The sequence below is a fragment of the Streptomyces sp. 5-10 genome (assembly GCF_014712245.1).
Classification (GTDB): Bacteria; Actinomycetota; Actinomycetes; order Streptomycetales; family Streptomycetaceae; genus Streptomyces; species Streptomyces violaceusniger.
Genome location: NZ_JACVYG010000036.1, coordinates 18,581 through 32,433, shown reverse-complemented (window position 1 = coordinate 32,433; position 13,853 = coordinate 18,581). Strand labels below are relative to the sequence as shown.

At 72.8% G+C, this 13,853-nt stretch carries 11 protein-coding genes; 6 read left to right on the top strand and 5 right to left on the bottom strand.

Features of this window, described 5'->3' with window-relative positions; genetic code table 11:
* Position 1 precedes the first annotated feature (1 nt).
* On the bottom strand, positions 2-499 hold the full coding sequence (locus tag IEJ02_RS31725) for a (2Fe-2S)-binding protein (RefSeq protein ID WP_191067971.1): 498 nt from the start codon (positions 497-499) through the stop codon (positions 2-4).
* A complete protein-coding gene (locus IEJ02_RS31720; RefSeq protein ID WP_191067970.1) occupies positions 490-1,380 on the bottom strand; it encodes an FAD binding domain-containing protein in 891 nt (296 codons plus the stop codon). Before IEJ02_RS31720 ends, IEJ02_RS31725 begins: the two co-directional genes overlap by 10 nt.
* A gap of 232 nt (positions 1,381-1,612) precedes the next feature.
* Between IEJ02_RS31720 and IEJ02_RS49110 the strand changes: the two genes are divergently transcribed.
* Positions 1,613-3,634: a PucR family transcriptional regulator gene (locus IEJ02_RS49110; protein ID WP_223864805.1), complete on the top strand. Its 2,022-nt coding sequence runs from the start codon at positions 1,613-1,615 to the stop codon at positions 3,632-3,634.
* Positions 3,635-3,837: 203 nt separating this feature from the next.
* Complete coding sequence (locus IEJ02_RS31705; protein WP_174890217.1) at positions 3,838-4,728, top strand: hypothetical protein; 891 nt, start codon at positions 3,838-3,840, stop codon at positions 4,726-4,728.
* A 219-nt stretch (positions 4,729-4,947) separates the two neighbouring features.
* Here IEJ02_RS31705 and IEJ02_RS31700 read toward each other — a convergent pair whose 3' ends face one another.
* A complete protein-coding gene (locus tag IEJ02_RS31700) occupies positions 4,948-5,340 on the bottom strand; it encodes a winged helix-turn-helix transcriptional regulator (RefSeq protein WP_191068034.1) in 393 nt (130 codons plus the stop codon).
* Between the two features lie 107 nt (positions 5,341-5,447).
* On the opposite strand from IEJ02_RS31700, the gene IEJ02_RS31695 reads away from it, so the two are divergent.
* Complete coding sequence (locus IEJ02_RS31695) at positions 5,448-6,284, top strand: enoyl-CoA hydratase/isomerase family protein (protein ID WP_191067969.1); 837 nt, start codon at positions 5,448-5,450, stop codon at positions 6,282-6,284.
* A gap of 194 nt (positions 6,285-6,478) precedes the next feature.
* Positions 6,479-7,465 (top strand): NADPH:quinone reductase, encoded by a 987-nt coding sequence (locus tag IEJ02_RS31690; protein WP_191067968.1) that lies wholly within the window; start codon positions 6,479-6,481, stop codon positions 7,463-7,465.
* Positions 7,466-7,589: 124 nt separating this feature from the next.
* On the opposite strand, the gene IEJ02_RS31685 is transcribed toward IEJ02_RS31690, so the two are convergent.
* Positions 7,590-8,252 (bottom strand): GntR family transcriptional regulator, encoded by a 663-nt coding sequence (locus IEJ02_RS31685; protein ID WP_223864819.1) that lies wholly within the window; start codon positions 8,250-8,252, stop codon positions 7,590-7,592.
* A gap of 374 nt (positions 8,253-8,626) precedes the next feature.
* On the opposite strand from IEJ02_RS31685, the gene IEJ02_RS31680 reads away from it, so the two are divergent.
* Positions 8,627-9,787, top strand: coding sequence for a DUF2637 domain-containing protein (locus IEJ02_RS31680; RefSeq protein WP_191067966.1), 1,161 nt, complete (start codon positions 8,627-8,629; stop codon positions 9,785-9,787).
* Positions 9,788-9,972: 185 nt separating this feature from the next.
* Here IEJ02_RS31680 and IEJ02_RS31675 read toward each other — a convergent pair whose 3' ends face one another.
* The gene (locus IEJ02_RS31675; protein WP_137979975.1) at positions 9,973-10,389 is read right to left on the bottom strand and encodes an ATP-binding protein; all 417 of its coding nucleotides are present in this window, start codon (positions 10,387-10,389) and stop codon (positions 9,973-9,975) included.
* A gap of 266 nt (positions 10,390-10,655) precedes the next feature.
* Here IEJ02_RS31675 and IEJ02_RS31670 point away from each other — a divergent pair, with 266 nt between their 5' ends.
* Entirely contained in the window at positions 10,656-13,853 is a 3,198-nt protein-coding gene (locus tag IEJ02_RS31670; protein WP_191067965.1) for an alpha-mannosidase, read from the top strand.

Here is a 13,853-nt window from a genome sequence, read left to right as displayed (position 1 = left end):
GTCAGACCGCCTCCCCGCTGCGGGCGGCCGCGAGCCGGACCGCGTCGAGGATCTTCTCGTAGCCGGTGCAGCGGCAGAGGTTGCCCGAGAGCGCCTCGCGGATGTCGGCGTCGGAGGGGTCGGGATTGCGCTCCAGCAGCTCATCGGCGGCCACCAGCAGTCCGGGGGTGCAGAAGCCGCACTGGACGGCACCGGCGTCGATGAACGCCTGCTGGACGGGGGCCAGCGGGGCGGCCTCCCCGGACCGCTGCCGGGCGTGGTCCGCGAGCCCTTCGACGGTGACCACCTCGCACCCCTCGGCCTGCCCCGCCGCCACCAGGCAGGCGCACACCGGCACCCCGTCGAGGCGGACCGTGCAGGAGCCGCATTCGCCCTGCTCACAGGCGTTCTTCGAACCGGGAAGCCCCAGCCGCTCGCGCAGCACGTACAGCAGGGACTCGCCCTCCCAGACGTCATCGGCCTCGTACGGCCGCCCGTTGACCGTCATGTTCACGCGCACTGTGCGGCCCTCCCCTCTCCCTCGCGATACGCATCCCAGGTCCAGCCGAGCGTGCGGCGCGCCATGACCCCCACCGCGTGACGGCGGTAGGCGGCGGTGCCGCGTACGTCGTCGATCGGGCGGCAGGCCCCGGCGCACAGCTCGGCGAAGCGCCGGGCGACCGACGGGTCGAGGGGCGCGCCGCTGTCCCAGAAGCCGCCCTCCTCCAGCGCCGCGCCCAGGAACTCCTCGGCCTCGCGGGCCCGTACGGGCGTGGGCGCGGCCGATCCGATGCCGGTGCGCACGGTGCGGGTGCGCGGATGGAGCGCAACGGCGAAGGCGCAGACCGCGATCACCATGGCGTTCCGCGTGCCGACCTTGGAGAACTGCTGCGGACCGTCCGCTCGTCGGATGTGCACCGCCCGGATCAGCTCGTCGGGCTCCAGGGCATGGCGCTTGACCCCGGTGAAGAACTCCTCGACCGGAATCCGCCGGGTGCCGCGCACCGACGCCACCTCCACCTCGGCCCCGGCCGCCAGCAGCGCGGGGTGGGCGTCCCCGGCGGGCGAGGCGGCGCCGAGGTTGCCGCCGACGGTGCCGCGATTGCGGATCTGCGGTGAGCCGATGGTGTGCGCGGCGAGCGCCAGCCCGGGCAGCTCGGTCCGGAGCTCCTCGATGATCCGGGTGTACGGGACGCCCGCGCCCAGCCGGACCGTACGGTCGGTGACCTCCCACTCGGCCAGTTCGGCGACGCGGGTCAGATCGAGCAGATGCTCGGGCCGCCGGTGATCGAAGTTGATCTCGACCATCACATCGGTGCCGCCCGCGATGGGCACGGCGGTGGGGTGCTCGGCCTTCGCGGCGAGCGCCTCCTCCCAGCCGGCGGGGCGCAGGAAGTCCATAGGTCTCTCTTCTCGAATCGTCGGCGTCGGCGTCGTGGGGAGGGGGTCCTCCAAGAACTCTGCACACGGCTCAACGCCAGTAGACCGAGGTGTGGGCCACATGGTGCAGTCACCAAAGACATGAAGCAATTGGCTGGCCAGGCGGCGGGTCTTGTAGATTCGAACGAACGGCGGGGACCGGAAACCTCGCGGTATTCGACCGGCAACACGGAACAAGATCGGCTGGCATCACATGCGGCTGCGCGCACTGCTGGAGAACGACACCCTGGGGCTGCGTCTGCTCGGCGGCGAGGACGAGCTGGACCGCACCGTGCGCGGCGTGATGACCACCGACCTCCGCGACCCCAGCCGCTATCTCTCGGGTGGCGAGCTGGTGCTGACCGGGCTCGCCTGGCGGCGTGAGCCGGAGGACTCCGAGCGGTTCGTCCGCATCCTCGCGGCGGCCGGGGTGGCGGGTCTCGCGGCGGGCGAGGCGGAGCTGGGCGCCGTGCCGGAGGATCTGGTGCTGGCCTGCGGACGGCACCGGCTGCCGCTGTTCTCCGTGGTCGAGGACGTCGCGTTCGCCACGATCACCGAGCATGTGGTGCGCCGGGTCTCCGGTGAGCGGGCCGGGGATCTGGCGGCGGTCGTGGACCGGCACCGCCGGCTGATGACGTCCGGGCCCGCGGGCGGCGGCCCCGAGGTGGCCCTGGACCTGCTCCACTCCGACCTGGACCTGACCGCGTGGGTGCTCTCCCCCACCGGCCGCCGGATCGCGGGCCCGACCGCCGCCGGGGCGACCGCGGAGCCGCCCGCGGCGGTCCGCGCCCAGCTGGCGGGCGAGCTACTGGCCGCCCGGCGCGACGGGCGGCGCGGCCCGCACCGGCTGACCGCCGCGGACGGCATGACGTACTCCCTCTTCCCCATCCGCAGCGGTGACCCCGGCGACGACGTGCGCGAGACCGTGCTGTCCGACTGGGTGCTGGCGGTCGGCGCGGACGCCGACGAATGGCCGGAGGAGCGGCTGGATCTGCTCTACGGGGTCACCCAACTGATCGCGGTCGAGCGCGACCGGCGGGACGCCTCCCGCACGGTGCGGCGCAGGCTCGCCCAGGAGGTACTGGAGCTGGTCCAGTCGGGCGCGCCACCCGCCGAGGTCGCGGCCCGACTGCGAGTGGCCGCACCGGTCCTGCTGCCGGGCCTCGGCACGGCGCCGCACTGGCAGGTGGTGGTGGCCCGGGTGGAGTGGGGCGTCACGGCGGCGGAGCAGGAGCGCGGCGGGAACGGCGGAACGCGGGGCGGCGGGGACGCCGGGGCGCAGCTGGGTAGCGCGGGGAAGGGCGCGTACGGCGGGGCCCGGGGAGGCCGGGACGGCGGGGCGCGAGGCGGCCCGGATGGCGGGGCGCGGAAGAGTTCGGCCGGCGGGGCGCGGGAGGGCGCCGCGTGGGACGGGAGCGCGCGGGACCTTGGCGCTCGGAAGGGCCTGGCGCAGGACGGCGCCGCGTGGGACCGGAGCGCTCGGGAGGGCTTGGCGCAGGACGGCGGGGGGCGGGAGCGGGGCGCGCGGGAGGGCTTCTCGCCGGACAGCGGGGGCGTCCCCGGCGGCCGGGTGGCCCAGTCGTTGCTGGAGGAGATCCTGGTCGACCCGTACGAGACCGGGCCGGAGCCCTCGGACCGGATCGCCGTGGCGTACGCCGGTGACGAGGCGGTGGCACTCGTACCGCTCCCGGCGCTCTCCGACGGCCCGTCGGACCGCGCCACGGACCACCCGGAGGCGGAGGGGATCCAGGCCGACGCGCTGCTCGCCGCCGTCCGGGAGCCGCTCTCCCGGGGTCTGGACGGCGACGGCCGGCTGACCCTCGGCGTCAGCGCCGCCGTGCACTCCGCCGACGGGCTGCGCGGCGCCCTGGAGGAGGCCCGGCACGCCCGGCGCGTGGCAGCCGCGCGCCCCGGGCGGGTGTGCGCGGCCGGGCATCAGGAGCTGGCCTCGCACGTCCTGCTGCTCCCGTTCGTCCCGGACGATGTGCGGCGCGCCTTCACCGCCCGGCTGCTGGACCCGCTGCGCGAGTACGACCGGCGCCACCGGGCCGAGCTGATCCCGACGCTGGAGGCGTTCCTGGACTGCGACGGCTCCTGGACGCGCTGCGCCGCCCGGCTCCATCTGCACGTCAACACGCTGCGCTACCGGGTCGGCCGGATCGAGCAGCTGACCGGGCGCGAGCTGTCGCGCCTGGAGGACAAGCTGGACTTCTTCCTCGCGCTGCGCATGAGCTGACGCGCCGCGGAAGCGCCCCCTGAAGCGCCGCGAAGCGACCGCTGAAGCGCCCGCGGAAGCGTCTGAGGAGACACCAGCGGAAACGTCTGCGGAAGCATCCGCGGAAGCGCCCGGAGCGCATCTCCGTGCCCCACCGCGACATCACCCTTGCCAGGGGTTTGTGAATTCATTCACACCAACCTCTTGGCCGGGCGCGCGCATTCATGCTGAGATTCGCCCACGGCTTCCGGCTCGATGGCGCGCTTGGGGAGGGCAATGTGGCGGACACCGCCATGTCACCACCTGGATCGTCAGGTTCCCATTCCGAGGTACGAACGGGGCGCGGGCTCGACCCGCTTGTGGACGACCCACTCGACACGGCGGTATGGCGGCTGCGCTCGCGCGGCTGCTGGAAGGACGCCGCCGAGCTGCTCACCCCGCGGGCGGCGGACGACGCCTCGGCCGCGCTCAAGCGCAGCGTCGTCCTGACGGAACGGTGCATGTACACCTCGACCGGCTGGGACGCGGCCGAGGACGCCCTGCGGGCGGCGGAGGCGCTCGCGCTCACCGACACCGAGCGCGGTGCGACCGCGTGCGAGCGGGGCTATCTGGCGTACGCGTCCACGCTGCTCGGGGTGCGGGACCGGGCCGACGAGGCGCGGACCGCGCTCGGCCGCGCCGCCGCGCTGCTCTCACCGGGCTCCCCGATCCGGCCGCTGCTGGACTTCCGGCGCGGGCTGATCTCCCAGCACCTGGCCCACAACCCGACCGGCGCCCTGGCCGCCTTCCAGCGCGCCCACGCGGGCGCGGCGGCCCACGGCGACACCCTGCTGCGCTCGTTCACCTGGCGCCATCTGGCCGCCATGGCGGAGGCGGACGGCGATCTGCCCGACGCGCGGCACGGCTTCGCGGAGTCGCTGCGGATCCGTGAGGAGCTGGGCTACCTGGTCGGCATCGCCCCGGCCCTCGCCGCCCTGGCCGACGTGGAACCCGACCCCGACGAGGCCACCCGCCTCCGCACCGAGGCCGGCCGCCTGGTCCGCCTCCTGGGCGGCGTCCCCGTCTGGCTCGCGGAACAACTGGCGACCCCCGAGGCCACCACCGACGGACAGTGAGGCCCGTACAGTGAACGGACAGTGAGGCCCGTACAGTGAAACGTGCAGGTGAGGCACCGCGAAACCGCGGGCGGCCGAGCTCGCGGCCATCGCCGACCGTCCCGGATCGTCCTCCGGTCGTCCGCAACTGACCCGGCACCGCACACGCGGATCGCACGGCACCCGCTCGGATCCGTGCCAGTGATACGTCCCGGGCGCTGCGAGGGGCTGGTCGGACGACTACTGCCTCGATGACCGCGCGTCGTATGCGCGCTGCGCCGACAGGACCGCGTCGCTGTGCTCGATCGTCCATTCGTGCAGGCATGTGAAAGGGCCGCGGAACGACTCGCCGAGTGGTGTGAGGGAGTACTCCACGCCGAGCGGGGAGGTCTCGAGCACCCGGCGCCGGATCATGCCGTTGCGTTCGAGCCTGCGCAGTGTCTGGGTCAGTACCCGCTGTGTGACGCCCTCCAGCTGTCGCTTGATCTCGTTGAACCGCGTCGGTTGCTCCAGCACCGCCATGACCATCATCGACCACTTGTCGGAGATCTGATCGAGGATGGGCCGGCTCGGGCACTCGGCACTGAACCGCGGGGTGTCACGGGGCGGCAGGGGCGAGGGGTTGGTATCCATCATGATCCTTGGTTGTCGAAAAGTGCGTTATTGACCGTTCACGGCGCACAGCCCAGGGTTGGTATCCATCGCAAACCTACTGGCTCATCGCAAACCTTGGGATACTCATGAACCTGGACCAGTACACGACACTCCGCGTCGCCATCGATGCCGGAGTCGCGCGGATCACCTTGGACAACCCCCCTGTCAACGTGCTCAGCGGGACCCTGATCCGCGAACTGCACGACGCTCTCGGGACGCTGCGGGACGACCGCTCAGTCCGCGTCATCGTGTTCTCCAGCGCCAATCCCGAGTTCTTCATCGCCCACGTCGACATCCACATCCTCGACGAGATGGAGGAGCTGCAGGAGATCGCGGACCGCAACCCGGATGCCAATCTGTTCCAGGGGGTCGGCGAACTGCTGCGTCACCAGCCGCAGGTGACGATCGTCAAACTGGCGAGCAAGGTCCGGGCCGGAGGCGCCGAGTTCGTCACGGCGGCCGACATGACCTTCGCCGCGCGGGAGACCGCGGGCATCGGCCAGCCCGAGGTACTGATGGGTATCGTGCCGGGCGGCGGAGGCACGCAGTACCTGCGTGACCGGGTCGGCCGCAACCGGGCGCTGGAGCTGCTGCTCACCGGTGACCTGGTGGATGCGGACACCGCGGCCGCCTACGGGTGGATCAACCGCGCGGTGCCCGCGGCCGAGCTGGACGCGTTCGTCGACGGGGTGGCGGAGAAGATCGCCGCACTCTCCCCTGAACTCATCGCCGCCGCCAAGCGGTTGGTCCCTCCGGCGGACCTGACCGACGGCCTGCGGGCGGAAAACGACGCATGGGCCGAGCTGGTGAGCGGGGATCTGCCGCCTCGGCTCATGACGGGCGCTCTGGAGCGCGGTGTGCAGACCCCGGCGGGGGAACGCGACCTGGAGTCGGTCATGCGAAGCCTCGCCGCCACCCTGTAGAGCCGGAAGTCACGGCCCGGGGTGCCGATGCCCCGCGGCAGGCTCGATACGTCTCAGCTGACCGTTCGCGAGGCGGCGGTCTCACGGCCGAGAACATCAGACCACGCCGCGCTACCCGGGCCCGGCCGTGGTGACGTGCGCGATCCCTGGCCGGTGCCAGGGATCGCACCACGACCAAGAGGAGAGATGAACCAATGAGGGCAGCCTTCTACGACACGCCCGGTCCCGCGAGAAGCGTGCTGCGGGTGCTCGACGTCGATCGCCCCGAACCCGGCCCCGGCCAGGTCCGCGTCCGCGTCGCACTCTCGGCGATCAATCCGGGCGACATGTTCATGCGGCTGAACTCCACCGCGCAGGACTTCCAACGCGTCGGCGAGCACACCGGACGCATCCCGCACCAGGACGGCACAGGCACGATCGACGCGGTCGGCACGGGCGTCGACCCGAGCCGGATCGGCGAACGCGTGTGGATCTGGATGGCCGGCGCGGGCCATCCGTGGGGGACCGCGGCGGAGTGGACCGTAGTCCCCTCCGAGCAGGCCGTTGCGCTGCCGGACGGGATCTCCGACGAGCTCGGCGCCTGCCTCGGCATACCGGCGATGACCGCGCACTGGTGCCTGCACGCCGACGGCTCGCCCCGCGACCGCACCGTACTCGTCGCAGCCGGTGCGGGCGCCGTCGGGCACTACGCGATCGAACTCGGCCGGATCGCGGGCGCAACGATCGCGACGACGGTCAGCGGGCCGGAAAAGGCCAAGTTGGCCAGGGCCGCGGGTGCGGAACTCGTCGTCAACTACCGCGACGCCGACGCCGCACAGCAGATCCTCGACGGAGTCGGGCCCGTCGACCGGATCATCGAGGTCTCGCTGACCGACAACCTCGAACTGGACCTGGCCGTCGCCGGCCCGGGAGCAACCATCGTGACCTACGCAGCGCAACCCGACGACCCGACAGTGCCGGTTTTCCGGCTCATGTGGTCCAACCTGGTGCTGCGGTTCGCGCTGTTCCTGACCGAGCCGCGGGACGCGCTGCTGCGCGCCGCCGCTGAGATCACCGCAGCCCTGCGCGAGGACGCTCTCACGCCGCTGCCAGTGCACTCCTTCAGCCTCGACGAGGTGGCCGCCGCACACGAGGCCGTCGAGAACGGCATCATCGGGAAGGCCGTACTCGACCTGCGCTGATCAGGCGCACAACCTGCCCAGCAGCGGCCGCGACCGCTCCACCATCCAGGCCCCGGACGCGTCGGGCCCGGGGGGCGCATCAGCTCCGCCCGCGGTACGCCAGGGCGCCTGCGACCCCCAGCCCTCAGATCGTCGGGGCGAAGTGGGCCCTGGTGAGGGATTCGACCGTGTCGAGGTCGCGGGCGGCCAGGGCGTCGAGGAGGGCCATGTGCTCCTCCGCGTCGGCGACGAGGTCGGCGGTGCGCGTGACACGGCCGCAGGCCAGGGGCCACTGGGCGCGGCGGTGCAGATCGTCGGCGACGATCACGAGCTGCTGGTTTCCGGCCAGGCCGAGCACCGTCTGGTGGAAGGTGCGGTCCGACTCCAGGTAGGCGGCCCGGTCGCCCCGTACGGCGGCCGCCGCCGTCGCCTCGGCGAAGGGCCGCAGCCCGGCCCAGCGCTCGGGCGCGATCGCCTCCGCCAGGCCGAGCATCACCGGGACCTCCAGCAGCGCCCGCACCTCCGCGAGCTCGGCCAGCTCGCGCTCGCTGCGGCGGGCGACCCGGAAGCCCCGGTTGGGCACCACCTCGACCGCGCCCTCGCCCGCGAGCTGCTGCATGGCCTCCCGTACGGGGGTGGGAGAGACGCCGAAGCGGTCGGCGAGCACCGGCGCGGAGTACACCTCGCCCGGGGTCAGCTCACCGCCGGCCAGCGCGTCCCGCAGTGCGTCCAGGATCTGGCCGCGCACCGAGTGCCGGCGCGGGGACCTGCGTGCCGCGGGCGCGCCGCAGGAGGGCAGCGGCTCCATCGCCGACCGTGCTTCGGACTGATCCACTCCGGTCCTCCTGACATCCCATCGAAACGATATGCGGAGGCCGCCCCGGGGCAAAGCCCGTAAACATCATTTAAGGTCGCGGTAACGTTGCGCCTCGTGCACGGACCGTAGCTCAACCGGCTAGCCGGTCGGTCGGATTACCCGCGATCAGGTTCCGTGAATAGAATCAAGCCGCTTGCACAGCGCGAGTGTTCGGATCGCATCGCACCTATCCGCGTGTCCCCCCGCCTACTTGGCGGCCTCTTGTCCCAAAACCGCTCGAGGCCCGGCAGGATTCCGCCAGGATGTCGCGCGCGGTAGGCCGCACTGCGGCCAGAACTTCATGGAAGCCAATCAAGGGGCACCGGATGAGACTGACCGACATATCGCTGGTTCTGCCAGTCGTCGTGGCGCTCGCCGGCGTCGTGGGGGCGGCGGTTGTCCTCGCGCGCGGCCGACGGAAGAAGGACGAGAACGTCATCACCGACTCCTGGGAGCGCAGCGAGGAGCGTCGGCGCCGTAAGGAGGCCATCTACGGGATGGCCGCCTATGTTCTGCTGTTCTGCTGCGCCGGGGTGGCCGCGGCGCTCTCCTTCCAGGGCCTGGTGGGCTTCGGGCGGGAGAACCTGGCGCTGTCAGGCGGCTGGGAGTACCTGGTGCCGTTCGGGCTCGACGGCGCGGCGATGTTCTGCTCGGTGCTGGCGGTGCGGGAGGCCAGCCACGGTGACGCCGCGCTCGGCTCGCGCATGCTGGTCTGGCTGTTCGCGGGCGCCGCGGCCTGGTTCAACTGGGTGCACGCGCCGCGCGGCATGGGCCACGCGGGCGCCCCGCAGTTCTTCGCGGGCATGTCGCTCTCGGCCGCGGTCCTCTTCGACCGGGCCCTGAAGCAGACCCGCCGGGCCGCGCTGCGCGAGCAGGGCCTGGTGCCGCGGCCGCTGCCGCAGATCCGCGTCGTGCGCTGGCTGCGCGCTCCGCGCGAGACCTTCGCCGCCTGGTCGCTGATGCTGCTCGAGGGCGTGCGGACGCTGGACGAGGCGGTCGAGGAGGTCCGTGAGGACCGGCGCGAGAAGGAGCAGAACCGCGCCCGCCGACGCGACCAGGAGAAGCTGGACCGGGCCCGGATCCGGGCGATCAACCGGCAGCACCGGATGTGGGGCCGCCGCGGCGGCCGTCAGGTGGAGGTCACCGCCGCCACCCCGCCGCCCGCGCAGCTCAGTTCGGAGCCTGCCATAGGCGAGAAGGTGCTGGAGACCTCCGGGGCCCCGGAGCAGGCCCAGCTGGCCGCCGCCTCCACCCGGCCCGCCCTGCGGTCCGCGGGCGGCGCCGAGTCCGCGAGCGGCGACCTGGGCCATGACCGGGACAAGGACCGCGACCGGGATTTCAGCTTCGGCTTCGGTGAGAAGGACAAGGACGCCGAGGCCGACCGTCCCCACACCATCGACCTCACGGCCGAGGACGACACCCTCACCATCCCGCGGCTGGACTCCCTCGAGGAGAAGCTGGCGCAGATCGAGCGCGCCTTCGGCTGAGCGGGGCTGAGGCGGCGGCCGGGGCGGGGGCGCGGGTCCCCGCCCGCCGCCCGGCGGGTCCGTACCGCGCAACGCGCCGACGCGTCAGGCGTCAGCACACGCCACACGTCGGGCACCGACGCGTCACACCTCCGCGCCACACGTGCCACGCTTGCCACACGTGCCACGCGTCCACGGAGCAGCGGCTACGGAACGCCCTCGGCTTCGAGTTCGAACCACAGGACCTTGCCCACCCCGTGCGCCCGCACGCCCCAGGCGTCCGCGAGCGTATGCACCAGCAGCAGTCCCCGCCCGGATGTGCTGTCCTCGGCGGGCCGGTCGCGCAGCGTCGGGTGCCGGGACACGAAGTCCCGCACCTCCACCCGTAATCGCCCGGTGACGCGCGCGCCCGGCCCGTCCCCCAGCGAGGCCGTGACCTGCGCACCGCGGCCGGTGTGCACCAGCGCGTTGGTCACCAGCTCGCTGGTGAGCAGCTCGGCGAGATCGGCCCGGCCGGGTTCTCCCCAGTGCCGCAGCATCTCGCGCAGCTCCGCGCGGACCCGCGCCACCGCCGCGAGATCGTCGTGCGCCAATCGCTGGGTCAGAACCGGGCCACGCTCCACCGGAACACCCTCCGGAACGGCCTCCGCGGCCTTCGGCCTCGCATCCGGCCGACCGTGTCCATACCCCCGGCTCGGCCGTACAGGCTGACGCTTCATCCTCCCCCGCCCCGGCCGCCGCCATCGCGGCGGCCAGCGTCGAATGTCGTCGAACACGCTCACGGAAATGCATGCCCGCGTGTGGCCCCCCACACACCGAGGGAACTGTTGGGAATGATCCCCTGAGTGATCCGCTGAGTGATCCCCCGAGCTCGAACCGAGGAGCCGTGATGCACGACGACCGACCACTGGTGGAGGGGCGCCTGGACCGCGCGCTGCGCCAGTTCATCAGGCCCGCCCAGTACACGGCCCGGGTGCCGCTCACCCTCTCCGCGTGGCGCACCCCCGGTGAGCCGGTGCCGGTCGCGGAGGCGCTGGCGGGCACCTACGAGCCGTTCACCACCGGCACGGACTGGGGCAGTCCGTGGTCCACCTGGTGGTTCCGGCTGGAGGGCGCGGTGCCCGAGGGCTGGGCGGGGCGGCGGGTGGAGGCCGTCATCGACCCGGGCTTCACCGACGACGCCCCGGGGTTCCAGGCCGAGGGGCTGGTGTACGACGCGGAGGGAGTGCCGATCAAGGGCATCCATCCGCGCAACCGCCACATCCCCGTAGCCGCCCCCGCGGCCGGTGGCGAGCCCGTACGGCTGCTGCTGGAGGCCGCCGCCAACCCGTCCGTGCTGCGCGACGGCTTCATTCCGACCCGGCTCGGCGACGTACTGACCGCCGGGGACGAGCCGCTGTACCGTTTCGCTTCGGCCGAGCTGGCCGTCCTCGACGAGACCGTCTGGCATCTGGTCCTGGACATCGAGGTGCTATCGGAGCTGATGCACGAGCTGCCGGAGGACCGGCCGCGCCGCCATGAGATCCTGCGCGCCCTGGAGAACGCGCTGGACGCGCTCGACCTGCACGACGTCCCCGGCACCGCGGCCGCCGCCCGCGCCGAGCTGACCGACGCGCTCGGCCGTCCCGCGCACTCCAGCGCGCACCGGGTCTCGGCGGCCGGGCACGCCCACATCGACTCGGCGTGGCTGTGGCCGCTGCGCGAGACGGTGCGCAAGGCGTCCCGCACCTTCGCCAACGTCACCGCGCTCGCGGGCGAGTACCCGGAGCTGGTCTTCGCCTGCTCGCAGGCGCAGCAGTACGCCTGGGTCAAGGAGCACCAGCCGCACATCTGGGAGCGGATCAAGAAGGCGGTGGCGGACGGCAACTGGGCGCCGGTGGGCTCGATGTGGGTCGAGTCGGACGCCAACATGCCCGGCGGTGAGGCGCTGGCCCGGCAGATCGTGCACGGCAAGCGGTTCTTCCTGGAGGAGCTGGGGGTGGACACCGAGGAGATCTGGCTGCCGGACTCCTTCGGCTACACGGCCGCCTTCCCGCAGCTCGCCAAGTTGGCGGGGGTGAAGTGGTTCCTCACCCAGAAGCTGTCGTGGAACCAGTCCAACAAGATGCCGCACCACACCTTCTGGTGGGAGGGCATCGACGGCACCCGGGTCTTCACCCACTTCCCGCCGGTGGACACCTACAACGCCCAGTTCAGCGCCTCCGAACTCGCCCACGCCGAGAAGAACTTCGCCGACAAGGGGCTGGCCACGCGCTCGCTGGTGCCCTTCGGCTACGGCGACGGCGGTGGCGGCCCCACCCGCGAGATGCTGGAGAAGGCGCGGCGGCTCGCCTCCCTCGAGGGCTCGCCGACCGTCGAGATCCAGCCACCTTCGGTGTTCTTCACCGAGGCCGAGCGGGAGTACGGGGCCAAGGCGCCGGTGTGGTCGGGCGAGCTGTATCTGGAGCTGCACCGGGCCACGTACACCACCCAGGCCAAGACCAAGCAGGGCAACCGGCGCGGCGAGCATCTGCTGCGCGAGGCCGAGCTGTGGGCCACGGCCGCCGCGCTGCACACGCCCGGCTACGCCTATCCGTACGACGAGCTGGACCGGATCTGGAAGACGGTGCTGCTGCACCAGTTCCACGACATCCTGCCCGGCTCGTCCATCGCCTGGGTGCACCGCGAGGCGCGGGACACCTACGAGATGGTGTTCGCCGAGCTGGAGGAGATCATCGCGGGGGCGGTGGCCGCGCTGGGCGGCGGCGGGCCCGCCGTGCTCAACGCCTCGCCGTACGAGCGCGAGGAGATCGCCGTCCTGGACGCGCGGACGACCGCCGCCCTGCCGTCCGGGGCCCCGGTCCAGCCGCTGGGCGAGGGCCGTACGGCGGTCGCGGTGCGGGTCGCCGGGCTGGGCGCGGCACCCCTGGGGACCGCCCCGCAGACACCCGCGGCCGCCGGCGGCGCACCCCATGGGGCGCCGCCGGTGACCGCCCTGAGCGACGGCCAGTCCATCGTCCTGGACAACGACCGGCTGCGGGTGACCATCGACGCCGAGGGGCTGCTCACCTCGGTGCTGGACCTGGACGCGAGCCGTGAGGTGCTGGCCCCCGGCGCCCGCGGCAACCTCCTCCAGCTCCACCCCGACCACCCCAACCACTGGGACGCCTGGGACATCGACCGGCACTACCGCCGCAGCCACACCGACCTGACCGACGCCGAGTCCGTCGAGCTGATCGAGTCCGGTCCGCTGCGCGCCACGGTCCGGGTCATACGGTCCTTCGGCGCCTCCCGCATCACCCAGGAGCTGACGCTGGCCGCGGGCAACCGTCGCCTCGACATCGCCACGGAGGTGGACTGGCAGGAGTCGGAGAAGGTCCTCAAGGCGGCGTTCCCGCTGGACATCCACGCCAAGGTGTCCACCGCGGAGATCCAGTTCGGCCATGTGGACCGCGCCACCCACACCAACACCAGCTGGGACGCGGCCCGGTTCGAGATCTGCGCCCACCGCTGGCTGCGGGTCGCCGAGCCCGGGTACGGGGCGGCGCTGCTCAACGACTCCACGTACGGCCACGATGTGACCCGTACGGCGCACGACGGTGGCGCGGGCACGGACGGGGGCGCGGGCGAGGGCACCGGCGAGGGCGAGGTGCTGGGCACCACCGTGCGGCTCACCCTGCTGCGCGCCCCGCACAGCCCCGACCCGGAGACCGACCTGGGCGTCCACCGCTTCCGCTACGCCCTGCTGCCGGGCGCGGGCGTCGCCGAGGCGGTCGCGGAAGGGCTCGCCCTCAACCTGCCGCTGCGCGCCCTCCCCGCCGGACCGGCCGAACGGGCGCCGCTGGTGTCCGTGGACAACCCCGCGATCACGATCGAGTCGGTCAAGCTCGCCGAGGACCGCAGCGGCGATGTGGTGGTGCGGCTGTACGAGTCCCAGGGCGGCCGCGCGGCGGGCACGCTGGTCACCGGCTTCCCGGTGCTCGGGGCGGAGGTGACTGACCTGCTGGAGCGCCCGCTCCACGAGGCGGCCACGGGCCCGGGCGGGCTGACCCTGGCACTGCGCCCGCACCAGATCCTGACGCTGCGGCTGCGGCCGGTGGGCGGCTGA